The sequence below is a fragment of the Azospirillum argentinense genome, assembly GCF_000632475.1.
GTDB lineage: Bacteria > Pseudomonadota > Alphaproteobacteria > Azospirillales > Azospirillaceae > Azospirillum > Azospirillum baldaniorum.
This window is the reverse complement of the sequence record NZ_CP007794.1, coordinates 1,799,112-1,823,637: the sequence shown is the minus strand read 5'-3', so window position 1 is coordinate 1,823,637 and position 24,526 is coordinate 1,799,112. Positions and strand designations below refer to the sequence as shown.

The 24,526-nt window shown below is 67.2% G+C and carries 22 protein-coding genes and 1 pseudogene; 13 read left to right on the top strand and 10 right to left on the bottom strand.

All coding sequences use genetic code 11. The annotated features are described in order from the left end of the window. The first annotated feature begins 17 nt into the window (after nucleotides 1-17). From ABAZ39_RS22285 to ABAZ39_RS35780, 5 genes are all read left to right on the top strand, one after another. A complete protein-coding gene (locus tag ABAZ39_RS22285) occupies nucleotides 18-719 on the top strand; it encodes a glutamine amidotransferase (protein WP_040135029.1) in 702 nt (233 codons plus the stop codon). 100 nt (nucleotides 720-819) lie between these two features. Further along, nucleotides 820-1,464 (top strand): DedA family protein, encoded by a 645-nt coding sequence (locus tag ABAZ39_RS22280; RefSeq protein WP_247881686.1) that lies wholly within the window; start codon nucleotides 820-822, stop codon nucleotides 1,462-1,464. A gap of 607 nt (nucleotides 1,465-2,071) precedes the next feature. Next, nucleotides 2,072-2,877, top strand: a protein-coding gene (locus ABAZ39_RS34605; RefSeq protein WP_144243609.1) for an IS5 family transposase whose coding sequence is annotated in 2 segments (ribosomal slippage) — nucleotides 2,072-2,399 and nucleotides 2,399-2,877 — 807 coding nt in all. Because the reading frame shifts where the segments join, the coding sequence is not laid out codon by codon here. A gap of 93 nt (nucleotides 2,878-2,970) precedes the next feature. Beyond that, the gene (locus ABAZ39_RS35785) at nucleotides 2,971-3,432 is read left to right on the top strand and encodes a hypothetical protein (RefSeq protein ID WP_144243608.1); all 462 of its coding nucleotides are present in this window, start codon (nucleotides 2,971-2,973) and stop codon (nucleotides 3,430-3,432) included. Between the two features lie 53 nt (nucleotides 3,433-3,485). Beyond that, nucleotides 3,486-3,809 carry a hypothetical protein gene (locus tag ABAZ39_RS35780; protein ID WP_144243607.1) on the top strand — a complete coding sequence of 108 codons (324 nt, stop codon included), beginning with the start codon at nucleotides 3,486-3,488 and terminating at the stop codon, nucleotides 3,807-3,809. A 173-nt stretch (nucleotides 3,810-3,982) separates the two neighbouring features. Here ABAZ39_RS35780 and ABAZ39_RS22265 read toward each other — a convergent pair whose 3' ends face one another. The 6 genes from ABAZ39_RS22265 to ftsE form a co-directional block, all read right to left on the bottom strand. Then, nucleotides 3,983-6,292, bottom strand: a complete 2,310-nt coding sequence (locus ABAZ39_RS22265; RefSeq protein WP_040135027.1) for an adenosylcobalamin-dependent ribonucleoside-diphosphate reductase — start codon at nucleotides 6,290-6,292, stop codon at nucleotides 3,983-3,985. Between the two features lie 144 nt (nucleotides 6,293-6,436). Continuing rightward, entirely contained in the window at nucleotides 6,437-7,372 is a 936-nt protein-coding gene (locus ABAZ39_RS22260) for an alpha/beta hydrolase family protein (RefSeq protein WP_247881685.1), read from the bottom strand. A 53-nt stretch (nucleotides 7,373-7,425) separates the two neighbouring features. Continuing rightward, nucleotides 7,426-8,208 (bottom strand): lysophospholipid acyltransferase family protein, encoded by a 783-nt coding sequence (locus ABAZ39_RS22255; RefSeq protein ID WP_040135023.1) that lies wholly within the window; start codon nucleotides 8,206-8,208, stop codon nucleotides 7,426-7,428. Between the two features lie 13 nt (nucleotides 8,209-8,221). Further along, a complete protein-coding gene (locus tag ABAZ39_RS22250) occupies nucleotides 8,222-8,857 on the bottom strand; it encodes a YdcF family protein (protein ID WP_040135021.1) in 636 nt (211 codons plus the stop codon). Nucleotides 8,858-8,892: 35 nt separating this feature from the next. Continuing rightward, nucleotides 8,893-9,795, bottom strand: coding sequence for a cell division protein FtsX (locus ABAZ39_RS37570; protein WP_040135019.1), 903 nt, complete (start codon nucleotides 9,793-9,795; stop codon nucleotides 8,893-8,895). A gap of 22 nt (nucleotides 9,796-9,817) precedes the next feature. After that, nucleotides 9,818-10,498: a cell division ATP-binding protein FtsE gene (gene ftsE / locus ABAZ39_RS22240; protein ID WP_014198283.1), complete on the bottom strand. Its 681-nt coding sequence runs from the start codon at nucleotides 10,496-10,498 to the stop codon at nucleotides 9,818-9,820. Nucleotides 10,499-10,717: 219 nt separating this feature from the next. On the opposite strand from ftsE, the pseudogene ABAZ39_RS37770 reads away from it, so the two are divergent. Beyond that, a pseudogene (locus ABAZ39_RS37770) lies at nucleotides 10,718-10,810 on the top strand (zinc-ribbon domain-containing protein); the annotation flags it as partial. A gap of 36 nt (nucleotides 10,811-10,846) precedes the next feature. Then, the gene (locus ABAZ39_RS22235; RefSeq protein ID WP_247881684.1) at nucleotides 10,847-11,392 is read left to right on the top strand and encodes a DUF3426 domain-containing protein; all 546 of its coding nucleotides are present in this window, start codon (nucleotides 10,847-10,849) and stop codon (nucleotides 11,390-11,392) included. Between the two features lie 23 nt (nucleotides 11,393-11,415). Here the strand turns inward: ABAZ39_RS22235 and ABAZ39_RS22230 are convergent, their stop codons facing one another. Continuing rightward, nucleotides 11,416-12,036, bottom strand: a complete 621-nt coding sequence (locus ABAZ39_RS22230; protein WP_014198285.1) for a TetR/AcrR family transcriptional regulator — start codon at nucleotides 12,034-12,036, stop codon at nucleotides 11,416-11,418. A gap of 303 nt (nucleotides 12,037-12,339) precedes the next feature. On the opposite strand from ABAZ39_RS22230, the gene ABAZ39_RS22225 reads away from it, so the two are divergent. The 3 genes from ABAZ39_RS22225 to ABAZ39_RS22215 all read left to right on the top strand — a co-directional run bounded on the left by ABAZ39_RS22225 (nucleotide 12,340) and on the right by ABAZ39_RS22215 (nucleotide 15,804). Beyond that, nucleotides 12,340-13,434 (top strand): HlyD family secretion protein, encoded by a 1,095-nt coding sequence (locus ABAZ39_RS22225; protein WP_247881683.1) that lies wholly within the window; start codon nucleotides 12,340-12,342, stop codon nucleotides 13,432-13,434. Between the two features lie 256 nt (nucleotides 13,435-13,690). After that, complete coding sequence (locus ABAZ39_RS22220) at nucleotides 13,691-15,184, top strand: DHA2 family efflux MFS transporter permease subunit (RefSeq protein ID WP_081863262.1); 1,494 nt, start codon at nucleotides 13,691-13,693, stop codon at nucleotides 15,182-15,184. A 101-nt stretch (nucleotides 15,185-15,285) separates the two neighbouring features. Further along, nucleotides 15,286-15,804: a hypothetical protein gene (locus ABAZ39_RS22215; protein WP_014198289.1), complete on the top strand. Its 519-nt coding sequence runs from the start codon at nucleotides 15,286-15,288 to the stop codon at nucleotides 15,802-15,804. Nucleotides 15,805-15,810: 6 nt separating this feature from the next. Here the strand turns inward: ABAZ39_RS22215 and ABAZ39_RS22210 are convergent, their stop codons facing one another. The 3 genes from ABAZ39_RS22210 to ABAZ39_RS22200 all read right to left on the bottom strand — a co-directional run bounded on the left by ABAZ39_RS22210 (nucleotide 15,811) and on the right by ABAZ39_RS22200 (nucleotide 19,681). Further along, entirely contained in the window at nucleotides 15,811-16,194 is a 384-nt protein-coding gene (locus ABAZ39_RS22210) for a hypothetical protein (RefSeq protein WP_040135007.1), read from the bottom strand. Between the two features lie 158 nt (nucleotides 16,195-16,352). Continuing rightward, a complete protein-coding gene (locus ABAZ39_RS35775) occupies nucleotides 16,353-16,946 on the bottom strand; it encodes a hypothetical protein (RefSeq protein ID WP_144243606.1) in 594 nt (197 codons plus the stop codon). Nucleotides 16,947-17,164: 218 nt separating this feature from the next. After that, a complete protein-coding gene (locus tag ABAZ39_RS22200) occupies nucleotides 17,165-19,681 on the bottom strand; it encodes a sensor domain-containing protein (RefSeq protein WP_040135003.1) in 2,517 nt (838 codons plus the stop codon). Between the two features lie 204 nt (nucleotides 19,682-19,885). On the opposite strand from ABAZ39_RS22200, the gene recO reads away from it, so the two are divergent. From recO to ABAZ39_RS22185, 3 genes are all read left to right on the top strand, one after another. Beyond that, entirely contained in the window at nucleotides 19,886-20,608 is a 723-nt protein-coding gene (recO, locus tag ABAZ39_RS22195; RefSeq protein WP_040135001.1) for a DNA repair protein RecO, read from the top strand. Between the two features lie 18 nt (nucleotides 20,609-20,626). Continuing rightward, entirely contained in the window at nucleotides 20,627-22,897 is a 2,271-nt protein-coding gene (gene parC / locus ABAZ39_RS22190; protein WP_040134999.1) for a DNA topoisomerase IV subunit A, read from the top strand. A gap of 473 nt (nucleotides 22,898-23,370) precedes the next feature. Next, nucleotides 23,371-24,468, top strand: a complete 1,098-nt coding sequence (locus ABAZ39_RS22185) for a TRAP transporter substrate-binding protein (RefSeq protein WP_040134997.1) — start codon at nucleotides 23,371-23,373, stop codon at nucleotides 24,466-24,468. Nucleotides 24,469-24,526 lie beyond the last annotated feature (58 nt).

Genomic DNA, 24,526 nt, shown 5'->3' with positions numbered 1-24,526 from the left:
GGAGCGGGAGGCGACCCATGCACAAAACGGCACTGGCGATCCGGCACGTCCATTTTGAAGACCTTGGCATCTTCGGCGCGGTGCTGTCGGAGGCCGGCTATTCGGTCCGCTATCATGATCTCGACGCGGCGCCTTTCGCGACGCTCGATCCGCTGGAACCGGATTTGCTGATCGTCCTTGGCGGTCCCGTCGGGGTCTATGAAAGCGACGCCTATCCGTATCTCGCCGAGGAATCTACGCTCCTGGCGGCAAGGCTGGCCGCGGGGCGCCCGACGCTCGGCATCTGTCTCGGGGCGCAGCAGATCGCCAAGGCGCTCGGCGCGGCGGTGCGCCCCATGGGCCACAAGGAAATCGGCTTCGGGCCGCTCACACTGACCGATGCCGGACGGGTCGGGCCACTTCGCCATCTGGAGGGCGTTCCGGTGCTTCACTGGCACGGGGACGCCTTCCAGATTCCCGCCGGGGCGGAAAGCTTGGCGTCGACGCCGCTCTGCGCAACCCAGGGGTTTTCGGTCGACCGCCACACGCTGGCCCTGCAATTCCATCCGGAGGTCGATGTGGCCGCCGGCATCGAGCGATGGCTGACGGGCCATGCCGCCGAACTGGCCGGGGCCGGCATCGACCCGCGCCTGCTGCGCGGTCAAGCGGCGCGGATCGGCCCGGAATTGCGCGAGGCCGGGCAAAAGATGCTGGCCGAGTGGCTTCAGGCCGTGTCCTGATTTCTGTGCGGTGAGGCGGGATGGGGTTTCCATCGATCTGCACGACGCTGCCGATCTGTGGCACAGTCCGCTCCAACGAGCCGCCTCACAGGGAACCTGAATGAACGACGCAGCAAGGAACGTGCTGATCGACGGCATGGAGCGTTGGAGCGCCTTCATCGAAGCGAACGCATCCTGGGCGGAGGTGATCTTCTTCCTGTGCGCCTTCGCGGAGTCCCTGGCTTTCGTCGGGTTCGTGGTGCCGGGCGTGGTGCTGATCGCCGCGGGGGGCGCGCTGGTCGCCTCCGGCGCCCTCGGCTTCTGGCAGGTCTACGTCGCCCTCGCGCTGGGCGCGGTGCTGGGCGACGCCGTGTCCTACTGGCTCGGCCGGGTGTTCGGCGATCGGGTCCCGGCGGCTTGGCCGTTCCGTCAGCGGCCGGAACTGCTGGAGCGGGGCAGCCGCTTCTTCCTGCGCCACGGCGGCAAGAGCGTCTTCTTTGCCCGCTTCCTCGGTCCGCTGCGGCCGGTGGTGCCGATCACCGCCGGGATGATGGCGATGCCGCACCACAGCTTCCAGGCCGCCAACCTGCTGTCCGCGGTGATCTGGGTGCCCTTGATGATGGCGCCCGGCATCGCCATCGCGAAGGGGGTCGGCATCGAGGACCTCCTGTCCGGCGCCGCGGTGACGCCGGCCGTCACCCGGAACGGAGGCGACACGCCCTGCGTGCCGGCGCCGCCGATTTCTGTGGGTTTGCGCATAAACTGAGATATCCGAGTGAGGCACGGTAGGCATTTCAAGGACGGCCTGACAACATAAGTCGCGACTGAAAGCCCCTATAAAGTGAGAATTTCCGCACAGATTTGCGCAAATCCTGAGATCTTCCGCTCCAGCCCGCCCATTCGAATGGTCTTCTGGCATATTGCAGGATCGATCAACAGTAATGTGAGTGCCGCGCCTCCAACGTAATAGAAAGTGCAAGCCTTCAATTTGCGGCGACACGTGCACAATCGCCCTTAAACGCCCCTAGCCCGTATCATTCATCAGTGTTTTGGAACGGCAGCCCGAAGGCGTGTCGATGGGTGGCGCCAACGGAGCGGGATGACGGGACTGGACGAGCAGACCGGAGTTCAACGGTGCCACACTTTTCCGACGGGCTTCCCCAGCGCATCCCCAGTGTCTTCCAGAAACCGGGCAAGCGCCGATGAGGCAGGAAGCGGGCGGCGACAGGGAACCTGTCGTTGCCGGCGTCCGTTTCAAGAATAGCCCGAGCTTCGATCCTTTGAGCCGGTGCGAACCGCCAAGGGGCGCCCGATGCCGTTGCTGAGCGACTACGAGTGCGTAACAAAACCGACTGGGAACGGTTGGTAAGGGCATGGCAGCCCCTCTTGTTTGCGACGCCTTGTGGGCGATCATCGAACCTCTGATCCCGCCGGAGCCGCCCAAGCCGAAAGGCGGACGGCCCCGGCTGTGCGATCGTGCTGCGCTGACCGGCATCCTGTTCGTGCTGCGCACGGGTATTCCTTGGGAGCTTCTGCCGGTGGAGATGGGCTGCGGCTCGGGTATGACCTGCTGGCGGCGTCTGCACGAGTGGCATCGGGCTGGCGTGTGGGAACGGCTGCATCGTGTGCTGCTCGACCGTCTCGGCTATGCCAACGCCATCAACTGGGATCGTGCGGCGGTGGACAGCGCCAGCGTCCCGGCAAAAAGGGGGGTGAGGAGACCGGCCCGAACCCGACGGATCGCGGCAAGCCGGGCTCCAAGCGCCACATCCTCGTCGATGCTAACGGCATCCCGCTCGCCCTGAGGATCTCGCCAGCCAACCGGCACGACAGCAGGCTGCTGGAGGCGCTGGTCGATGCCGTGCCGGCGATCCGCCAGTGTGCGGGCCGGCCCCGGCGGCGACCGGCCAAGCTGCATGCCGACAAGGGCTACGACTTCGCTCACTGCCGGCGGGCGCTGCGCCAACGAGCGATCATTCCGCGGATTGCCCGGCGTGGCGTCGAAAGCAGCGAGCGTCTCGGCCGATATCGATGGGTGGTCGAGCGTACGCTCGCTTGGTTTGCCCGCTTCCGCCGCATCGCCGTCCGCTACGAACGGCGCGCCGACATCTTCACTGCCTTTCACCATATCGCGGCCAGCCTCATCTGCTGGCGCTTCGTCCAGAGATGGTTCTGTTAGGCGCTCTACATCTCCGAGGCGAACCTGCCCCTGCAGGATGGAGGGACGCTGCTGGTCCGGCATGCGGATGAAGACCGTGTCGGCGATCGCGTAATGTTCGACGCCTGGCGTTACTCAGACCCCCGGTTCGAGAGCTACTACCGCACCCAAAATCCCGAGGCTGGGCCACGGTATGAGGCGGCGCGCTACCTACTGAAGTTTATCAAGACGCCCGTGGCCTGCCTGACCGAGCGTGTGCCGGGCCTGCCTAGAGAAGAGCAGAACGTTACGCTGTTCATCGGCGTGTGGGAGGTGGTTGGGCTGCCCCGCCCGTGTGGGCTAGGCGAGCGCGACGAACTTCTGGACATCGACGCGCATGCCGCGGGATACATCCGTTACGACCCGGCAATGCTGCATCCCAGCGAGGCGTTGGCTGATCTCATCGGGCGCTTAGAGTGCGGATCAAAACCGGGTAGGGCTGAGGTAAATCAACGGCTTCAGCCCACTTTCCACGGGTTTTGGTGGCTCGCCAAAGGAAAGCGTCCAGGAGGTCTAGTTCACGGGAGCGTCTCATAAATTATTTTGACAGACTTCGAAGCACAGGAGCCTTATTGCCGCGTCGAGGCGGAATGCCGAATAAGGTTGCGATAGCGAAAGCCGCTGAAGTTGACCGAAATTTTCTTTATGAAAATGAATCTATAGCGCTTCTCAAGTCATTTGATGCCGAAGATTGCAAACGTGCCTCTATCAGAAAACGTGATGACCTTGCGGCTCTCAACAGCTACCTCGCCGAGATTAAGCGTCAGAGAATTTTGTTGCCGCGAATGCGTGGGAGGAAACCCAATAAACGTGCTATCGCCGCAGCTTGCGGGTTTCGGCGAAATATATTCTATTCCAACCCGACCGTCGCAGCCATTTTGGAAGATTTTGCCCGGAACGAAGGGGTCGGGTAGCCTTCGTGGCCACTGACTTGCGTCTGGAGTCCAAAAGGGGCCATTTGGCCCCTTTCGTTTCACTTACCGGATTCTCAGCTTATGGAGTGTCGGTTCTCATCTTATGGGGTGTCATTCTCAATTTATGCGCAAACCGACAAAACAGCGCAAACCGACAGCGGTGCTGACCGCCCTCAGGCGCATTTTGAATAGCCGCAGTTCAGGCAGCTGTCGCAGCCTTCCTGCCGGATCAGGCCGGGCTGGCCACATTTCGGGCATTGCCGGAGATTGGCCGACTCGGTTCCGATGACCACCGGTGCGGAACCGGGGGCGGCGTCGGCAGACGGTGGCGCGGTCGGCGTCCCGTCGGCGGTCCCGTCGTCCGGCAGCATGCCGATGGCCTTGAGGTGCCGTTCGATCACGTCACCGATGGCCGCCAGCAGGGACGGGACGTAGCGGCCCTGCATCCAGGCGCCGCCGCGTGGGTCGAAGACCGCCTTCAATTCCTCCACCACGAAGCCGACCTCACCGCCGCGGCGGAAGACCGCGGAAATCATCCGCGTCAGGGCCACGGTCCAGGCGTAATGCTCCATGTTCTTAGAGTTGATGAAGACCTCGAAGGGCCGGCGGCGCCCGTTCTCCACGATGTCGTTGATGGTGATGTACATGGCGTGGTCGCTGTCCGGCCAGCGCACCTTGTAGGTCTCGCCCGGCAGGGTCTCCGGACGATCGGGCGGCTTGGACGACGCCATGGCGCTTGGGGCCGCGGTGGGATCGGCGGCCTGGGTCGGGGACGGGGCGGCGGCCTCCTTCTTCACCGACAGGACGGAACCGGTGACCGCGTTCGGGCGGTAGGTGGTGCAGCCCTTGCAACCCAGCTCGTAGGCCTGCCAATAGACGTCCTTGAAGGCGTCGAAGGGCAGATCCTCCGGGCAGTTGATGGTCTTGGAGATGGAGCTGTCCACATGGCGCTGGGCCGCCGCCTGCATCACCACATGCTCCGCCGGGGTCAGCGACTGCGCGTCTGCGAACCAGTCGGGCAAGGGGGCCTCGTCCCCGAACCGCGCGCGGAACAGGCGGTAGGCGTGGTCGCTCACCTCCTCCGTCCGGCGGGTGCCGTCGGGCATCAGGACGGTGCGCTCATAGCTGTAGGAGAAGACCGGCTCGATCCCCGACGACACGTTGTCGGCGAACAGCGAGATCGTTCCGGTCGGCGCGATGGAGGTCAGAAGCGCGTTGCGGATGCCATGCTCCGCGATCAGGGCGCGCACGTCCTCATCCAGCCCGCGCACCATCGGGGCGTTCGGATAGGCGTCGCGGTCGTAGAGCGGGAAGGCGCCCTTCTCCGCGGCGAGCAGGGCGGAGGCGCGGTAGGCCTCGTTGCGGATGGTCCTCAGCCAGGACTCGGTCAGCGCCACCGCCGCCTCGCCGCCATAGCGCGTGCGGCAGAGGATCAGCGCGTCGGCCAGCCCGGTGACGCCCAACCCGATGCGGCGCTTGGCGTGGGCCTCCTGCGCCTGCGGTTCCAACGGGAAGCGCGAGGCATCGACCACATTGTCCATCATCCGCACGGCGAGCGCCGTCAGCTCCTTCAGCCGGTCGGTGTCGAGCCGGGCCGTCTCCTCGAACGGGTCAATCACCAGGGCGGCAAGGTTGATCGAGCCGAGCAGGCAGGCCCCATAGGGGGGCAACGGCTGCTCTCCGCATGGGTTGGTGGCGGAGATGGATTCGCAATAATTCAGGTTGTTCTGCCCGTTCACCCGGTCGATGAAGATGACGCCCGGCTCCGCATAGGCGTAGGTGGCCTGCATGATGCGGTCCCACAGGCCGCGGGCGCGCACCTCGCGGTGGACCTGCCCGTCGAAGACCAGCGGCCAGGGCCGGTCCTCGCGCACGGCGTCCATGAAGGCGTCGGTGACCAGGACCGACAGGTTGAACATGCGCAGCCGGCCGGGCTCGCGCTTGGCGTCGATGAAGTCCTCGATGTCGGGGTGGTCGCAGCGCAGGGTCGCCATCATCGCGCCGCGCCGGGCGCCCGCCGACATGATGGTGCGGCACATGCTGTCCCACACGTCCATGAAGGACAGCGGGCCCGAGGCGTCGGCGCCCACACCCTTCACGAGGGCGCCCTTGGGCCGCAGGGTGGAGAAGTCGTAGCCGATGCCGCCGCCCTGCTGCATGGTCAGCGCCGCTTCGCGCAGATGGGCGAAGATGGCGCCGAGGTCGTCCTCGATCCGCCCCATGACGAAGCAGTTGAACAGCGTCACCGTCCGCCCGGTGCCGGCTCCGGCCAGGATGCGCCCGGCGGGCAGGAACTCGAAACGGGACAGCGCCCGCTCGAATCGCGGCGCCCAGACCTGAGGATCGGACTCGGGCGCGGCGAGCGCCGTGGCGACGCGGCGCCATGTGTCGGCAATGGTCTGGTCGATGGGGTCGCCCGCGGCGGACTTGAAGCGGTACTTCATGTCCCAGATCCGCTGGGAAATGGTGGCGATCCCCGTCATGCATCCTCCCCTTGCGCGGGCGGCCGGTCCGCACCTCCGATCCGCCGACAGCGGTGTCCAAGAGTAGGGGGCGCCCTTCCGGGGGTCAACCGTGGGGGCGGCTTGGTCGTTCCTCTTGCGTTCCGGCCACTTGCGTTCCTGTCGTCAGTTGCTGATCCGCTCCCGCTGATCCGGCATCGCCTTGAGCGTCGCCACGATCTGGCCGCTGTCGGCGCCGGACCCGCACAGGCCGAGAGCGGTCTCGCCGAAGTCCACGAGGCTGTGGTGGCGCGGGGCGGGCGCCCGCTCCAGCGGCACCAGCCACGCCGCGTGCCCGCGCACGGTCAGGGCGTCGAAGTAGCCGCGCTGGGTGTCGAACGGGATGTTGGTCTCGCGCGGGTCGCCGATGACGAAGACGCGGCGTTCAGGATCGGGCGGGATGCGGTCGAGCGATGCGGCGGGGTCGAACCAGCCCTGCGGGCGGGCCAGCAGCGTCCGCAGCCCGCGTGCCTCCAGATAGGCGCGGTAGGCCGGCGCGCCGGAGGAGATCACCGCGCAGCGCAGATCATGGCGGCGGGCCAGGAACTCCGCGGTCAGCGTGCCGCCGGCGCTGTGGCCGCCCAGGGCCCATGCCGTCACGCCGTAGCGGGCCTTCAGGACGTCGAGCAGGGCGTTCATCAGGGCCGCCTCGCGCGGCGTGTGGCGCGTCGTCCAGAAACGGCCGGAACTGCCATAGGCGCCGGGCCGGGCGAGGAACAGGAAAGGGATGCCGAACCGCTCCGCCAGGGCGCGTTCCTGGTCGATCATGGCGGCGACGCCCAGCCCCTCCTGGTGGCCGACGGAGGTCGGCTTGGTTCCCATGATGTCGCCGTGCATCCAGGCCGCGGCGATGGGGTTGGGGCTGGGGGCGGGGCGCAGTCCCGCCGCGTAGTAGCGCAGGCATTCCCCGCGCCCGTTCACCTCCACCCAGGCAGCGGTTTCCTGCGCCTCCAACGCGGCGCAGGCCTTGCGGGTGATGGTGACGCCCCCGGTCACCGCGGCGTTGGAAAAACGCTCCGCGCTCGGCTGCGACTGGGCGTGGGCGTCCGTCGTCACCACCATCGATATCGCCAGCACAAGACCAGCGAGGAGGATAATGGCCGCGCCCCGGCGCATCAGGACGCGGTTTCGCTCACCGCGGTGGTGGCCGGTTCCGCCGCCTTCGGCCGCACGGTCGCTGGGCCGCCCGCGGCGACGACCAGCCGGTCGGTGGCCGCCTCCAGCCGCTCCTCCAGTTCCTGCATGGCCTTGGCGCGGCCCAGGCCCGGCGGGATGGGGGGCAGGAATTCCACGATGATGGTGCCCGGCCGCTTGATGAAGCTGTTGCGCGCCCAGTAGAGGCCGGCGTTCAGCGCCATCGGCACGATGGGGATGTCGAGATGGTCGTAGAGCACGCCGACGCCGATCCGGTAGGGGCGGTAGGCGCCGACGGCGACCCGCGTTCCCTGCGGGAAGATCACGATGGGCCGCCCCTCGTCCCGCACCGGGCGGGCGTTTCGGACCATGGAGGCGACGGCGCGGCCCTTGGCGCCGCGGTCGACGGCGATCATCCGGGATCTGGCGGCGTACCAGCCCCAGATGGGAATCCACAGAAGCTCGCGCTTCAGGATGATCGCCGGGTCGTTGACGAGGAAGTGCAGCTTCATCGTCTCCCAGGCCGACTGGTGCTTGGCGGCCAGGAGGAAGGACCCGCTTTTGGGGACGTGCTCGCGCCCGCGCACCTCGTAACGGATGCCGGCGAGCGTGCGCTCCAGCCACGAGACGGTGCCGAAATACCACGTGATCACGCGGATCATGCTGCGTCGCGGCAGCAGCAGCGACCACAGGATGCCGACGCAGATGACCGCCGTCCACACATAGAAGGCGACGTTGAAGGCGAGGGAACGCAGGAAGATCATGGCCGGGAACTTGTCAGGATTCGATCAGCTTCTCAAGCGTGTAGCGAAGGCGCGTCACAATGTACTTGTTGTACTCGGTCATCAGCAGATTCGCCGTGCCCGGCCACAGCCACCAGTCGTTGAGATGCACGTTGGGAGAGGCGACGGGGTGGGGCACCACCTCGATCTCCGGGATCACCATGCGGAACTCCAGCAGGCTGCGCATCATGTGGTAATTGGCGGTGACCAGCCGCATCGAGCCGTAGCCCTGGGCGCGCAGCCAATCCGCCGTCTCGTAGGCGTTGCCGATCGTGCTGTCCGCCGAATAGCCGAGCGTGATGCAGCATTCCATCTCGCCGGGGAACTGGCGGGAGCGCTTCAGCAGCTCCTGCACCTCCAGCCCCTCGTAGACGCCGGAGACGAACAGCCGGTGCGCCCGCCCGTCGGCCAGCAACTCCAGCCCGGTGCTCAGCCGGCCGCTGCCGCCGGTCAGCACCACGATGGCGTCGGTGTTGCGGGTGGCCTCGGCGCTGCCGGGCGGCGGCGGAGTGCGGGGGATCGACGCGGCGAACCAGAACAGCCCGCCGAGCCAGGCCAGCCCGCCCAGCATCGCCAGCAGCAGCAGCCGTCGCAAAGCCCGCAGGACCCGGGCGCGCCGCGAGTGGGCCATCCCTCAGCCTCCGGACGGACGGATCGGGCGGGCGGTCACGGCATCGACTCCAGCGTGCGCAGCACCGTCCAGCGCGCGGTCAGCGCGGCCAGCAGGCAGGCGGCCAGCGGCACGGCGGCCAGCGCGGCGACGGCCCACCAGGGCGAGGTGGCGAGGTCGGGCAGCAGGCTGGCGTGAAGCCCGGCGGCGGCGTGGCCGATCCCGCCCAGCGTGCCGGCGGCCAGCAGCAGCCCGGTCATGCCGCCGCGCAGGGTCAGGCCGATGACGTGCGATTCGAACTGCCGCGCCACGTAACGGTCGGTGGCCCCCATCAGGTGCAGCAGCTCCACCACATGGCGGTGGATGGCGAGGCCGGAGCGCACGGCGAAGACCACCGCCATCACGCCCGCCCCGCCGATCAGCGCCACAATGCCCAGCGCCGCCAGATGCATCGCCCCGGCGAAGCGGCGCAGGTCGGCCAGCCACACCGCGTGGTCGTCCAGCGTGGCGCCGGGGGCAGCGGAGGTCAGGCGCGCGGACAGCGCCGCCGTGTCCACCGGCCCGTTGGTCATCACGTCGATCAGCCGCGGCATCGGCAGCAGCGGATCGGCGGCCTCCTTGCCCAGCCACGGCTCCAGAAGACGGCCGACGTCGCCGCTGGACAGGACGCTGGCGGTCGCGATGCCGGGGGTGGCGCGCAGGACGGTCAGCGCGGCCTCCGTCCGCTCCTCCAGCGGGGCGGCCTGGGCGCTGTCGGGCAGCGGCATGATCTGCACGGTCAGCCCGCCGGCCAGACCGCTGTCCCAACGCCGGGTCATGTCGGAGACGAGCAGGGCCCCGGCCAGCGCCAGCGCCGCCAGATAGACCATCAGCGCGGTCAGCCACATCAGGAAGCGCGAGGTCGGGTCCTTCGCCAGCGGCAGGTCGGAGTTTCGGCGGGTCAGCGGCGGCAGGGCCATGGCGTGTCTCCTTCCCTCCGCGTCAGGCCCAGCGCGAGGCGTGTGCCGGCAGGACGTGCAGGCGTCCGTTCTCCAGCATCAGGCGCGGGTGCTCGAAGCGGCGGATCAGCGCCTCGTTGTGCGAGGCGATGACCACGGTGGTGCCCAGCTTGTGAAGTTCCTCGAACAGGTAGAGCAGGCGCATGCCGATGCCGTCGTCGACGTTGCCGGTCGGCTCGTCGGCCAGCAGCAGGCGCGGGCGGTTGATGACCGCGCGGGCGATGGCGACGCGCTGCTGCTGCCCGCCCGACAGGGTGGAGGGCAGGGAGTTCAGATGGTTGCCCAGCCCCACCCAGCGCAGGATTTCCGTGCAGTGCTCCACTACATCGGACTCGCGCGCACCGCCCATGCGCAGCGGCAGCGCCACGTTGTCGAGCGCCGAGAGATGGTCGAGCAGGGCGAAGTCCTGGAACACCACGCCGATCTGGCGGCGCAGCGCCGGTAGGTCGGTGCGCTTGACCCGCGCCATGTCCTTGCCGAACAGGGTGACCAGCCCGCGCGACGGGCGGAGCGCCAGATACATCAGCTTCAGCAGCGACGACTTGCCGGCCCCGCTCGCCCCCGTCATGAAGTGGAACGAGCCGGGCGGCAGGGTGAAGCTGATGTCGCGCAGCACCTCCGGGCCGGTGCCATAGCGCAGTCCCACATTCTCGAAACGGATCACGGTCCCACCAAAGGCGCAACGGAAGGCCCCGGCGGCGTCCCGCCGGGTGCGCGGATGGACAATGCACCGGCAGGGGCCGGCGCGTCCACCGCTGTCCGTCTTGCCGCGCCCATTGCCTTGGTAGGAGCGGCCGTACGCGGCGCCCGTGCGTTCCTTGCTTCACACCTCATGACTACCTATAAGGACAGTCTGCAAATTCGGTGACAACGATCGGCATCTATGATCATCACCTGCCCGGCCTGCGACACACGGTACACTCTTGCCGATTCGGCGGTTGGTCCGCAGGGCCGGAAGGTGCGTTGCGCCCAATGCGGCCACATGTGGTGGCAGTCGCCGCAGGACGATCCCGTGTTCCATCCCGACGCGGTGACCGAGTTCCACCCGGTCCCGCCGTCCTCTGCCAAGACGCCGCCCTCCAAGACGAAGGCGGCTGCCAAGCCCGCGGCGGCCCCCGGCGCGCGGCGCCGGGCGCTGGTCGGTTGGGGGGGCTTCGTGGCGGTGCTGCTGGCCATCGGTGCCGCCGGTTATTTCGGCCGCGCCACCGTGGTGCGGTTGTGGCCTCCGGCCGCGTTGTTCTACGAGACGGTCGGCCTGCCGATGGAGCCGCCGGGCACCGGCCTCCAGCTTCAGAACGTCCGCTCGGAGCAGAAGGCCGAGGACGGCAAGGCCGCTTTGCTGGTGGAGGGGCAGATCGTCAACGTCTCCGAGACGCTGCGCACGGTGCCGGCGCTGCGGGTCACCGCGCTGGGCGCCGACCGCCAGCCGTTGCGGAACTGGACCGTCGCGCCGGTGCCGCCGCAGATCCTTCCCGGTGAGATCGCCACCTTCCGCGATGTCCAGGCGGACGCCGCCGGGGTGCTGGAGGTCATGATCACCTTCGACGGAGGGCGCTGAGGCGGTTGCTGACCGCGGTTCCGTTATGGCGCGTAGCCCCGGATGATCAGGGAGACCGCGCCGTCGACGATCCGGGTCAGCTGTTCCTCCGTCGGGCGTTCCGACAGGCACAGCATGAAGCGCAAATGCGTGTGCGACTTGACGAGTCCGACGAACTGCTCCGCCGCAAGCTGCGGGTCGGGGATGCGCAGCAGGCCGCGGCGGTCGAGATCGGTCATGAAGGCGCTGATGTGCTCCATGGTGCGGGCCGGGCCTGCCTCGTAGAAGGCGCTCGCCAGCTCGGGGAAGCGGTGGGCCTCGCCGACGACCACGCGGTAGCCGGCCAGCGCCTGCGGCGACAGGATCAGCGTGACGAAATGGCGGGCGATCAGGCGCAGCCCGTCGGCCATGTCAAGCGCGCGCGCCTCCTCGCAGACGGCGGCCATTGCCTGCCCCTTGCATTCGCGGGCGACCATGACGCGGAACAGCTCGTCCTTGCTGCCGAAATGGGCGTAGAGCGTCGCCTTGGACACGTTGGCCGTCTTGGCGATGGCGTCCATGCTGACGGCGCCGTAGCCATGGTCCAGGAACAGCTTTCCGGCGGCCTCCAGGATCTGCGCGGGCTTCGATCCTGCCTCCGGGGTGGGGGCGACCAGCGTGCTCATGCGTTCCTCATGTCCTGAAGCCGGGTGTCCTGAAACCGGCCTTGCATCCTGTTCTACCACGGTGCCGGCGGTCCTTGCGGGACTTCGTGCGCCGAGTCCCCGCTGCCGTAACGCGTTCCGCATTCAACCACAATCCCAAACGTTAAAACTAGACCGTTCAGTTCACTCTTGACAACAGGTAGGCCCGCGATCATCTTTTCGCAAGACTAAACTGAACGGTTCAGTTTCGGCGGGGCGGCGGCAAGCCGGATCGTGCCGGGCAAAGAACCGAAACGGGTGGGCTGGATTACGATGGTCAAGACCGTGCGGAAGATCGTTCTGTCGGGTGTGGCGGTGGCGGCGCTGGCCGGTGGCGGCTACGCCGGCTGGGAGTGGTGGACCGAGGGTCGCTTCTTCGAGTCGACCGACAACGCTTATGTCCACAGCGACATCACGGTGGTGAGCCCCAAGGTCTCGGCCTATGTGCGGGACGTCCGGGTGGCGGAGAACCAGCAGGTCGCCGCGGGCGACGTGTTGGCGGTTCTCGACGACCAGGACTTCCGCGCCAAGGTCGCGGAGGCCGAGGCCAACGTCGCCGCGCAGAAGGCGGCGCTCGGCACCATCGACAGCAAGCTGCAGCTCCAGAAGGCGATCATCGACCAGGCCGCCGCCTCGGTCTCCAGCGCCGAGGCCGAGCAGCGCCGCGCCCAGCAGGATTTCGATCGCACCCGCGCGCTGGCCAGCGACAGCTGGGCCAGCCGCCAGAAGTTCGAGACGGCGGACGCCGACCTGCGCAAGGCGACGGCGGAGACCGCCCGCAGCCGCGCCGCTCTGGTCGCGGAGCAGGATCAGGTCGGCGTGCTGAACGCCAGCCGCAGCGAGACCGACGCCCGCCTGCGTCAGGCGGAGGCCGCCCTGCAGACCGCGCGCAACGATCTGAACAACACGGTCATCCGGGCCCCGGTGGACGGGGTGGTCGGCAACCGCGGCGTCCAGGTCGGCCAGTACGCGCGTCCGGGCGTGCAGCTTCTCTCGCTGGTGCCGCTGCCCGATGTCTATGTGGTCGCCAACTTCAAGGAGACGCAGCTCGCCCGCATGCGTCCCGGCCAGCCGGTGACGGTGGAGGTGGACGCCTATCCGGACAAGCATCTGCTCGGCCGGGTGGAGAGCTTCGCGCCGGCGTCGGGCTCGCAGTTCAGCCTGCTGCCGCCTGAGAACGCGACCGGCAACTTCACCAAGATCGTGCAGCGCGTGCCTGTGCGCATCGCCCTGCCGCGCGACAGCGTGCTGTCCGGCCTGCTGCGCCCCGGCCTGTCGGTGGTCGCCGAGGTCGACACCCGCGGCGCCGAAGACCAGCCGCACAACGCGGGCACCGTCATGGGTGCTCTGATCCCCGGCCGGACGGTCGCGTCGAAGTAACCGCGCCAACACCCGTTTTTCGTTTCAATCTCTTTCGTCCTGGAGAGGGCGACCATGACCGCCATCACCAACGACGACACGCCCACCGCCCGCAACGCCAATCCCCCGGCGGACGCGGGCGGCGAGACCGCCGCGTCCCGGCTCCAAACTCCCCGCCCCCGCGGGCCGGGGCGCGGCGGCTCCTTCCTCTTCCAACGCAGGACCCAGCGCCGCGCCGCGCCCGGTGAGCACGCGCGACTGGCTGGGCTTCCTGTCCATGGTCGTCGGCATGTTCATGGCGATCCTGGACATCCAGATCGTTTCCAGCTCCCTGTCGGAAATCCAGGCGGGCCTCGCGGCCAGCGCCGACGAAATCTCGTGGGTGCAGACTTCCTACCTCATCGCCGAGGTGGTGATGATCCCGCTGTCCGGCATGCTGGCGCGGATTCTCTCCACCCGCGTGCTGTTCACCATCGCCGCCGCCGGCTTCACCCTGACCAGCGTCGCCTGCGCCTTCACCTCCAGCATCGAATCGATGATCGTGTGGCGGGCGCTCCAGGGCTTCATCGGCGGCGCGATGATCCCGACCGTCTTCGCCACCAGCTTCTCCCTGTTCCCGCCGGAGAAGCGGGCCGGCGTGTCGGTGATGATCGGTCTGGTCGCCACCATGGCGCCGACGCTCGGCCCGACTCTCGGCGGCTGGCTGACCCAGAGCTTCTCCTGGCACTGGCTGTTCCTGGCCAACGTGCTGCCGGGCATCGCCGTGACCTCGCTGGTGTGGACGCTGGTCGACGTGGACAAGCCCAACCCGGCGCTGCGCAAGGGCTTCGACTTCATCGGGTTGGGGCTGATGGCCGCCTTCCTCGGCAGTCTGGAGTTCGTGGTCGAGGAAGGCCCGCGTCAGGACTGGTTCCAGGACGAGTATGTGGCGATCTTCGCCGTGGTCGCCGCGGTGTCCGCCATCGGCTTTTTCTGGCGGGTCCTGACCTACGGCAACCCGATCGTCGAGCTGCGCGCCTTCCTGGACCGCAACTTCGCCATCGGCTCGCTCTACAGCTTCATCATCGGCATCGGGCTCTACGGGGCGGTCTATCTGCAGCCGCTGTTCCTGGCGCGGGTGCGCGGGCTGAACAGCCTGCAGATCGGCACGATCATGTTCGTGACGGGCGCCTTCCAGTTCCTGTCCGCGCCGATCGCCGGCGCGCTGTCGAAGAAGCTCGACCTGCGGGTGATGCTGGCGATGGGGCTGTGCCTGTTCGGCACGGGCGTCTGGCTGAACGCCCACCTGACCAACCAGTCCGGCTTCTGGGAGCTGTTCCTGCCGCAGGCGGTGCGCGGCCTGTCGCTGATGCTCTGCTTCATCCCGGTGAACACCATCGCGCTCGGCACCCTGCCGCTGGAGCAGCTCAAGAACGCGTCGGGTCTCTACAACCTGATGCGCAACCTGGGCGGCGCCATCGGTCTGGCGGCGATCAACACCGTGCTGCTGGAGCGGGCCTCCCTGCACATGAACCGGCTGGGCGACAACCTCAACCTCGCCCGTCCGCTGGTGCAGGAGACGCTGGACGGGCTGGCGGCCAAGTTCGACGGGCTGGTCGCCGACCCGCAGGCCGCCGCCATGAAGACGCTGGCCCGCATGGTCGAGCGCGAGGCGATGGTGCTGACCTTCAACGACTGTTTGCTGCTGATGGCCGGGGTGTTCTTCGCCGGGCTCCTGCTGATGCCGCTGGTGCGGCGTCCTGGCGGCAAACCGGCGGCGGCGGATCACTGATCGGAGTGACACCGTCTTCGCGCCGGTGAAGCGTCCCGGTGACCGGCGCCTGTCTTCGTGCTATAGGGCAGGCCGTCGCGTCGAAGGGTCTTTCCGCCGTCATGAGCAAGCGCCAATACACCCGCGCCGAGGTCAAGGAACTGCTGTCCGCGCTGGAGCGCCAGTGCCGGGAGGCGTCGAAGCTCGCCCAGCTGGCCGAGCATGAGGCGAGCAAGCACAGCTTCGGCGCCTACCGCGAATTCCGCGACAAGGTGGGCGAGTTCCAGGCGCTGGTCATCCTGATCGAGCAACGGCTGCGCAACCTCGTGGACACCCGCTCCGACGACCTGCGCGACCAGTTCGAGCGGCTGGACACGGTGATGCTGGCCCTTCTGGTTCGGGCCAGCATGCGCTTCTTCTTCGTGCTGTCGGCCAACCCGATCCTGCCGATGGGCGCCCGCGAGATCTTCGTCGCGGAGCTGCGCAGCCTGCACGACGCCCACGAGAAGCTGAAGCGCCCCAACTACGCCGGCAAGCTGGGCCAGGACCTGGAGCGCGATCTGGAGACCGCCTCCCTGATCCTGGAGGAGATCATCGACAAGGCGCCGAGCCTGCTCAACTTCCGCGGCGGCGCGGCGTAACCGGACTCAGCGCTGGATCAGCGCGCTTTCCTTGCCGGACAGCACGAACACCTTGGCGTAGCTCTTGAGAAGCGCGTCGATCAGGGCGTTGACCTTCGGGCTGGACATGGCGCGCGGCTTGGCCGGATCGACGTGGAGGACGCAGCTGTCCTTCACGTCGTTGAAGGCGGCCAGGGCGTTGATGCGGTCGGGTCGGAACTCGTCGGGGAAATTCTCGTCCATCAGCCAGAAGCACTGGAAGTTCCGGCAGGACTGCGGACGCTCCTCATAGACGGTGCAGCCCTTGCCCTGGTCGCAGGACACGCACCACTTGGCCGAAGGCTTCTTCAGTTCGGGCACGCCCATCAGCTTGCAGCACAGCGTGCATTCTCCGCAGTTGCGGTCGGCCATAACGCGAGATCCTGATCTGTCCCAATGAAAGAGCGCGGACACTCGCACAAAGGGCGGTGCCGGGGAAAGTGTCCGTTGGATGGGGGAACGCCCCAGCGGGCCGATCAGCCGGTTGACCGGATTTTTGTTGGGAACCCTTGGGGCGTTCTGTGCCCTCCCTACGGGCGCGCTTTCTGGCCGGCGTCCCGGGCAATGAACGGCTTGTCCGACCCCTTTTCCCAATCTTCCAGATATTCCGCCTTTTTCGCATCCACGCTTTGAATGTTTGCACGCGCCCAATCATGCGAAGCCGGCGTGTTGTCCACCCAAGTGCAGGATTTCAGATCGCTCTCCAGCTCGGACGAGGAGGCTGGAACCGGCTCCAACGAAAAGCGCGCTTTCCACACGCCAAGTCGCGGAACGACACGAGCGTAATAAATTTGATCGGCCGCGAAGTCAGCGTCCATGAAGTCAGCCGACTCGCCAACAACCATCAGGCGGCGTTTGCCTGCGGGTGCTTCATAAGCAATTTTCTTTCCAGCAGACACGATGCCGATGAATTCGGAATTGCCTGTCGTTATGTCATAAACCGAAGACTGAATGGCACCACCGAAGAAGGATGGCCGCATCAGGACAAGTGTCGCGGAGTTTTCTGCGGGTTTGGTTGCTGCGATTGGTTCCGGCACATCCCGCATGTGTGTGCTGGCGCAGGCGTTAAGCAACAGCAACGTGCCCATTGCCAGGAGGGCCGCGCGAATTTTTCCCGCTATCATTGTTTTTTCCTTTGATTTTATGCTTTTGATAAGTGGCGCGCCATCGCGCGGATGAGTTCAGGAGGGGAATCTCCGACCACAATCGCGCGGAACGATTATTGATAGTACGATTGTGTGAAAGCAAGCGTCGGGTTATTTCCCTCCGCAAACAATCAACCTGCGGGAGAAAGCCGCAAGGTTCAGGTCGGCGGCCCCGGAAGGATTGCCGGGGGGGCGCCTTACGCCAGGCTGGGAGCGACCAGCGGTTCCTCCGCCTCGCGGATCAGCAGCGCCTCAATGGCGTCGGCGGGAGCCGGGCGGGCGTAGAGGTAGCCCTGCGCGTACTTGCACAGGATGTCGCGCAGGAATTCCGACTCCATCTCGGTCTCCACGCCCTCGGCGACCGCCTCCATGCCCAGGATGGCGGCCAGCGTGGCGATGACCTGCACGATGGCGGCGTTGCCTTCGCCCGACGAGATGGCCTGGACGAAGCTGCGGTCGATCTTCAGCGTGTCCGCCGGGAATTTGTGCAGGTAGGACAGCGACGAATAGCCGGTGCCGAAATCGTCGATGGACAGGCGAACGTCCATGTCGCGGATGCCCTGCATCAGCACCCGGCACTTGGCGGGGTCCTTCATCAGCAGGCTTTCCGTGATCTCCAGCTTCAGGCTGGAGGGCGGGACCCGGCTTTCCTGCAGCACCTCGCTCACCAGCCCGATCAGGTCGTCATCGCTGAACTGGCGGGAGGAGACGTTTACGCTCATGAACAGCGGGGTGGAGCGGGGGAAGCGGGTCTGCCACTGGGCGAGCTGGCGCGCCGCCTCGCGCAGCGCCCAGCGGCCCATCGGGACGATCAGCCCCGATTCCTCGGCCAGCGGGATGAATTCGCCCGGCGGGACCAGCCCGCGCTCGGGATGCTTCCAGCGCATCAGCGCCTCGAAGCCGGCGATGTGCCCGGAGGAGAGGGCGACGATCGGTTGATAGTAGAGAACGAGCTGATCCTGCTCCAACGCCATGCGCAGATCGGTTTCCGTGCGCATCTGGGCCATCGCCTGACGGCGCAGGTTGCTGTCGAACACGTCGATGCGCGCCCGCCCGCCCGACTTGGCGCGGTACATGGCAAGGCTGGCGTCGCGCAGCATCTCCTCCGCCCGGTCGTAGCCGGAGACGCTGAGGGCGATGCCGATGGAGGCGGACAGCACCAGCTCGTGGCCGTCCAGCGCCAGCGGCCGCGCGACGGCCTCGCCCATGCGCTCCGCCGCGGACAGGGCGTCGCCCACGTCGTCGACGCTGTCCAGCAGCACGGCGAACTCGTCCGCCGAGAGGCGGGCGAGCGTGTCGCCCATGCGCCGGGTCCCGTCCAGCCGCTCGGCGATGGTCTTCAGCAGCCGGTCGCCGACGCTGGACCCCAGCGCGTCGTTGATCGACTTGAAGCGGTCCAGGTCGATGAAGATGACGGCGAAGGCCTTGCCGCCGGCCCGCCGGTTGCGGTCCAGCGCCTGCCCGATGCGGTCCAGCAGCAGGGTGCGGTTGGGCAGCCCGGTCATGCCGTCGTGGAAGGCGTCGAACAGAAGCTGTTGCTCCGCCCGCTTCTGGGCGGTGATGTCGGTCATCGAACCGGCGATTCGCACCGACCGGCCCGACCCGTCGCGAACGGCGAGCCCGCGGACCAGCATCCACAGCTCGTCCCCGTCGGCGGCGCGGATGCGGAAGACGTGCTGGAGATGCTCGCGCTCGCCGGTCAGATGCAGGTCGATGGCGGTGCGCAGCCCGGCCAGATCGTCGGGGTGCACCCGGTCGAACCATTCGCCGATCCGGTTGGACAGGCTGTCCACGGCGCAGCCGAGCATGGCCGCCCAGCGCGGGGAATAGTAGACCTCGTCCGTGTCCAGCCGCCAGTCCCACAGCCCGTCGTTGGCGCCGGCGGCGGCGAGCGCGTAGCGCTCCTCGCTCTGCAGCAGGCGTTGCTCGGCGGTCTTGCGGTCGGTGACGTCGGCCTGGCTGCCGACCAGCCGCACCGGGCGGCCCTGCGCGTCCAGCACGGCGATGCCGCGGCAGGCCATCCAGCGGGTGCCGCCATCGGCGTGGCGCACGCGGTACTCGATCGTGAAGACGGTGTCGTCGCCGCCCAGCGCGTCCAGCGCTGCGCGCAGCGACGGGCGGTCGTCGGGATGGACGCGCTCCATCCACTCGTCGGGGCTGCTGCCGACGCCGCCTTCCTCGAGCCCGAGGAGCGATAGCCAGCGCGGCGAATAATAGACGGTGCCGGTTTCGAGGTCCCAATCCCACAGGCCGTCGTTGCTGGCCGCGGCGGCGAGCGCGTAGCGCTCTTCGCTTTTGCGCAGCTGGCGTTCGGCGTGCTTGCGGTCGGTAATGTCGGCGACCGACCCGACGAGGCGGACCGGATCGCCCGATTCGTCGGGGACCGCCATGCCGCGGCAGACCAGCCAGCGCCAGCCGGTGTCGCCACCGTCCGGCGATAAGCCGGCTCCGGCACGGCGGACGCGGTGTTCGATCTGGAAAGGCAGCGAGACGCCGACCATCTGGCCTTCGAAGGAGGCGTAGAGCCAGTCGATGTCGTCGGGGTGGACGCGGTCGAGCCAATCTTCCGGGCGATTGACGTCGCCCGGCGGCAGGTCGAGAAACTCCTTGAAGCGGGGAGACAGGAACATCGTATCGTTGCGAAGGTCCCAGTCCCAGACGCCTTCGGAGCCGGCTTTCTCGGCCAGCAGATATCGCTCGATCGTGCTGCTCAAAGCCCCCTCACCGCCGCGGCGTGCCCGCATCCTGTGACTCGCAACATAGTGCCCGAATGGTGAATGAGAAATGAAGCCCCGTTGCGAAGGATTTGCGTCATGCTGGTGTTAAGGACGAACAAACCCGCTTCGCGGGCGCCCGGAGGCGTCCCGGGATGTTATCGGCGAGTCGAACGCAGGCCGTCACTGTGAGGAAGCGGAAGCATGGAGTGGTCCGATCAGGGCGTCGTGCTGTCGGCGCGGCCGCATGGCGAGACCTCGGCGGTCGTCACCCTGCTGACGCGCGACCACGGCCGGCACGCCGGCATGGTCATGGGCGGGCGATCCAGCCGCAACCGGGCGGCGCTGGAGCCCGGCACGCTGGTGTCGGCGCGCTGGCGCGGACGCCTGCCGGAGCATCTGGGCAACCTGACGCTGGAGGTGGTGCAGGGCTATTCCGCCGCCTTTCTCGATGATCCGTTGCGACTCGCGACCCTGACCGCCGCCTGCGCGCTGGCCGAGGCCGCCCTCCCGGAGCACCAGCCGCACCCGGCGCTGTTCGACGGGCTTCTGGCGCTGTTCGGCCTGCTGAGTGGCGACGCCTGGGCCGAGTCTTACGTGCGATGGGAGGTCGGGCTGCTCGCCGAACTCGGATTCGGGCTGGATCTCGACCGTTGCGCGGTCACCGGAGCCAACGATTACCTCGCCTATGTCAGCCCGCGCACCGGGCGCGCGGTGTCGGCCTCCGCCGGGGAACCCTACCGCGACCGGCTGTTGCCGCTGCCCGGATTCCTCATCGGGCTGGGCGGCGGCGGGCCGCAGGCGGTGGCGGAGGGACTGCGTCTGACCGGTCATTTCCTGGAGCGCCATCTGCTCAACGGCCCGCTGCCGCCCGCAAGGCTGCGATTAAGAGAACGTTACGAGAACACGGTGGCGCGCCGCCGCTAGATTTGGTATCCACACGCCATGACGTCCCGAGACCCTGCCCAAGACCCCGTCCTCGACATCCAGGAGAAGCCGCTCCGCGACGCGCTGAGCGAGCGGTACCTGAGCTACGCGCTGTCCACCATCATGGCGCGGTCGCTGCCCGACGTGCGCGATGGGCTGAAGCCGGTGCACCGGCGTCTGCTCTACGCCATGAGCCAGCTGCGGCTCGACCCCTCGACGCCGCCGAAGAAATCGGCCCGCGTCGTCGGCGACGTGATCGGCAAGTTCCACCCGCACGGCGACACCTCCGTCTACGACGCGCTGGTCCGTCTGGCGCAGGACTTCGCGGTGCGCTACCCGCTGGTGGACGGGCAGGGGAACTTCGGCAACATCGACGGCGACAACGCCGCGGCCATGCGTTACACCGAGGCGCGCCTGACCGACGTCGCCAAGGCCCTGCTGGAAGGCATCGACGAGGACGCGGTCGATTTCCGCCCGACCTACGACGGCGACGGGGACGAGCCGGCGGTCCTGCCGGCCAACTTCCCCAACCTGCTGGCCAACGGCTCCAGCGGCATCGCCGTCGGCATGGCGACCAACATCCCGCCGCACAACGCCGCCCAGCTCTGTTCCGCCCTGCGGCTGGTGCTGAAGCACAAGCAGGACTGCGTGAAGGCGGCGCTGGCCGGCAAGGAGAAGCCGGCCCCGACGAAGATCGAGGATCTGGTCACCCTGATCTCCGGCCCCGACTTCCCGACCGGCGGCGTGCTGGTCGAGCCGCGAGCCAACGTGGTCGAGGCCTACCGCACCGGCCGCGGCTCCTTCCGCCTGCGCGCCCGGTGGGAGGTGGAGAAGCTGGGGCAGGGCACCTGGCAGGTCGTCGTCACCGAGATGCCCTATCAGGTGCAGAAGGCCCGGCTGGTCGAGAAGATCGCCGAGCTTCTGACCAACCGGAAGCTGTTGCTGCTGGAGGATGTGCGCGACGAGTCGGCGGAGGACGTGCGACTCGTCCTGGTGCCGAAGAGCCGCAACGTCGATCCCGAGGTCCTGATGGCCTCGCTGTTCCAGACGACCGATCTGGAAATCCGCTTCGCCATGAACATGAACGTGCTGGACAAGGACAACGTCCCGCGCGTCATGAATCTGTTCGAGGTGCTGGACGCCTTCCTCGACCACCGGATGGAGGTGCTGGAGCGGCGGTCCCGCCACCGGCTGGCCAAGATCGACCACCGGCTGGAAGTTTTGGGCGGTTACCTGATCGCCTATCTGAACCTCGACGAGGTGATCCGCATCATCCGCGAGGAGGACGAGCCCAAGCAGGCGCTGATGCGGGCCTTCTCCCTGACCGAGGTGCAGGCCGAGGCCATCCTCAACATGCGGCTGCGCAACCTGCGCAAGCTGGAGGAGATGGAGATCCAGCGCGAGAACGACGCGCTGACCGCCGAGCGGGCCGGCCTGAGCGAGCTGCTGGCGGACGAGAGCCTGCGCTGGAAGACCATCGGCAAGGAGACCGAGGAGACGCGCAAGCGCTTCGGCGAGGACCGCCGGACCCAGGTCGCCGAGGCCACGGCCGTCATCGACATCCCCGTCGACGCCATGGTGGAGCGCGAGCCGCTGACCGTGCTGTGCTCCCAGAAGGGCTGGATTCGCGCGGTGCGCGGCCACCTGACCGACGCCGAACGCCTCGACGTGAAGTACAAGGAAGGCGACAAGGAAGGCTTCTGGGTCCATTGCGAGACCACCGACAAGCTCCTTGTCTTCGGCACCAACGGCAAATTTTACACACTGTCCGCCGACAAGCTGCCGCGCGGGCGCGGCTTCGGCGAGCCGGTGCGGCTGATGATCGATCTCGGCAACGAGGCGGACATCATCACCCTGTTCAAGCACCAGCCCGACCGCCGCCTGCTGGTCGCGTCGGAGGACGGGCGCGGCTTCCAGGTCGAGGAGAACGAGGTCGTCGCCCAGACCCGTTCCGGCAAGCAGATCCTCAACCCCGACGACAACAAGGACGCCAAGATCTGCATCCCGGCGGAGGGCGACCATGTGGCTGTTATCGGCAACAATCGCCTGCTGCTGGTCTTCCCGCTGGAGCAGGTGCCGGTGATGGCCCGCGGCAAGGGCGTGCAACTCCAGAAGTACAAGGACGGCAGCCTGTCCGACCTGAAGGTCTTCACCATCGCCGAGGGGCTGAGCTGGAAGCACGGCGAGCGGCAGTTCAACGTCACCAACCTGACCGGCTGGCTGGGCAACCGCGCCGGCGTGGGCAAGATGCCGCCCAACGGCTTCCCCAAGGTGAATCGCTTCACGTAAGCCGGCCGTCTCCGGGGCTCATACACCTAACGTTGCGCGCAAACGGAGGGCTTTCGGCCCTCCGTTTCACTTTTGGCGGAATTTCCGACGGAAAGTTCCCGAATTGGTAGGGTTGAGCCATGCTTATGCTTGAACTCTGACCCGCGATTCCGGCATAGTCGTCATATCAAAAGGAACTCGGTGCCATCGGCCGAAGCGGTGCCCAGAACGCGGGCATCAAGGCTGAAGGAACACCGGGCATAGGGGAGGCACGCGCATGGTCACCACAGATCCGTGTGAAGGCACAGCGGTGGCACGGGGGTCCATCGGCCCCGGCAGTCCCGGTCCGTAACCCGCACGGTGACGTCGATCCGGCGTTGCCAGAAAATTTTCACAAAACAACAGCCTTTCGGTTTGCACGCCGCGCCCCCTTTGCGGGGGCGGGAACGGCGGTGTGCGCCCACGCCGGGACGAGAGGACCCAAGGAGACCGCCATGAAACGCCGTACCTTCATCACCAGCGCCGGTGTCGGTGTCGCCGCCAGCACGCTGGCCGCCCCCGCCATCGCGCAGAGCAACCCCGAGATCAAGTGGCGCTGCGCGTCGAGCTTTCCCAAGAGCCTTGACACCATCTACGGCGGGGCCGAGCGGGTGGCCAAGCGTGTCGCCGAAATGACAGAGGGCAAGTTCCAGATCCGCACCTTCGCCGGCGGCGAGATCGTTCCCGGCCTTCAGGTGCTGGACGCCGTGAAGGACGGCACCGTGGAGTGCGGCCACACCGTTTCCTATTACTATGTCGGCAAGGACCCGACCTTCGCCTTCGACGCGGCGATGCCCTTCGGCCTGAACGCTCGCCAGCAGAACGCCTGGATGACCCACGGTGGCGGCATGGACCTGATGCGCGAGTTCTTCAAGGGCTACAACATCATCCAGTTCGCGGCGGGCAACACCGGCACCCAGATGGGCGGCTGGTTCCGCAACGAGTTGAAGTCCGTCGAGGACCTTAAGGGCCTGAAGTTCCGCATCGGCGGCTACGCCGGCACCATCCTGCAGCGCCTGGGCGTGGTGCCGCAGCAGATCGCCGGCGGCGACATCTACCCGGCGCTGGAGAAGGGCACCATCGACGCGGCGGAGTGGGTCGGCCCCTACGACGACGAGAAGCTCGGCTTCAACAAGGTTGCCAAATACTACTACTATCCCGGCTGGTGGGAAGGCGGTCCGCAGGTGTCCTTCCTGATCAACCTGCCGCAGTGGGAGCAACTTCCCAAGCACTACAAGTCGGTTCTGGAGGCCGCCTGCGCCGACGCGACCGCCGACATGCTCGGCAAGTACGACGTGGTGAACATGCACGCGCTGAAGCGTCTGGTCGGCGCCGGCACCGTGCTGAAGCCCTACCCGCGCGACATCCTCCAGGCCTGCTATCAGGCGACCTTCGACGTCTACGAGGAGGAGGCCGCCAAGAACGAGAAATTCCGCAAGGTCTACGAGCCGTGGCGCAAGTTCCGTGACGAGGAGTATCTGTGGTTCCGCGTCGCCGAGAACACCTTCGACAACTTCGTCTACTCGGCCCCGACGCCGAAGAAGAAATCCTGAAAGAACGCCGAACACAAAAAAGCCCCGCGGAAGCGGGGCTTTTTTGTTGCCGATAAGC

What these genes read in the sequence shown, in the direction of transcription:
- ABAZ39_RS22230 (WP_014198285.1), bottom strand. Translation starts at nt 12,036, where the DNA reads ATGAGCACGCTGGTCGCCCCCACCCCGGAGGCAGGATCGAAGCCCGCG.
- ABAZ39_RS22260 (WP_247881685.1), bottom strand. Translation starts at nt 7,372, where the DNA reads ATGGTGGTGACGACGGACGCCCACGCCCAGTCGCAGCCGAGCGCGGAG.
- ABAZ39_RS37570 (WP_040135019.1), bottom strand. Translation starts at nt 9,795, where the DNA reads ATGGCCCTGCCGCCGCTGACCCGCCGAAACTCCGACCTGCCGCTGGCG.
- parC (WP_040134999.1), top strand. Translation starts at nt 20,627, where the DNA reads ATGACGTCCCGAGACCCTGCCCAAGACCCCGTCCTCGACATCCAGGAG.
- ABAZ39_RS22250 (WP_040135021.1), bottom strand. Translation starts at nt 8,857, where the DNA reads ATGGCCCACTCGCGGCGCGCCCGGGTCCTGCGGGCTTTGCGACGGCTG.
- ABAZ39_RS22265 (WP_040135027.1), bottom strand. Translation starts at nt 6,292, where the DNA reads ATGACGGGGATCGCCACCATTTCCCAGCGGATCTGGGACATGAAGTAC.
- ABAZ39_RS22210 (WP_040135007.1), bottom strand. Translation starts at nt 16,194, where the DNA reads ATGGCCGACCGCAACTGCGGAGAATGCACGCTGTGCTGCAAGCTGATG.
- recO (WP_040135001.1), top strand. Translation starts at nt 19,886, where the DNA reads ATGGAGTGGTCCGATCAGGGCGTCGTGCTGTCGGCGCGGCCGCATGGC.
- ABAZ39_RS35785 (WP_144243608.1), top strand. Translation starts at nt 2,971, where the DNA reads ATGTTCGACGCCTGGCGTTACTCAGACCCCCGGTTCGAGAGCTACTAC.
- ABAZ39_RS22215 (WP_014198289.1), top strand. Translation starts at nt 15,286, where the DNA reads ATGAGCAAGCGCCAATACACCCGCGCCGAGGTCAAGGAACTGCTGTCC.
- ABAZ39_RS35775 (WP_144243606.1), bottom strand. Translation starts at nt 16,946, where the DNA reads ATGATAGCGGGAAAAATTCGCGCGGCCCTCCTGGCAATGGGCACGTTG.
- ABAZ39_RS22285 (WP_040135029.1), top strand. Translation starts at nt 18, where the DNA reads ATGCACAAAACGGCACTGGCGATCCGGCACGTCCATTTTGAAGACCTT.
- ABAZ39_RS22220 (WP_081863262.1), top strand. Translation starts at nt 13,691, where the DNA reads ATGGTCGTCGGCATGTTCATGGCGATCCTGGACATCCAGATCGTTTCC.
- ABAZ39_RS22280 (WP_247881686.1), top strand. Translation starts at nt 820, where the DNA reads ATGAACGACGCAGCAAGGAACGTGCTGATCGACGGCATGGAGCGTTGG.
- ABAZ39_RS22185 (WP_040134997.1), top strand. Translation starts at nt 23,371, where the DNA reads ATGAAACGCCGTACCTTCATCACCAGCGCCGGTGTCGGTGTCGCCGCC.
- ABAZ39_RS22255 (WP_040135023.1), bottom strand. Translation starts at nt 8,208, where the DNA reads ATGATCTTCCTGCGTTCCCTCGCCTTCAACGTCGCCTTCTATGTGTGG.
- ABAZ39_RS35780 (WP_144243607.1), top strand. Translation starts at nt 3,486, where the DNA reads ATGCCGAATAAGGTTGCGATAGCGAAAGCCGCTGAAGTTGACCGAAAT.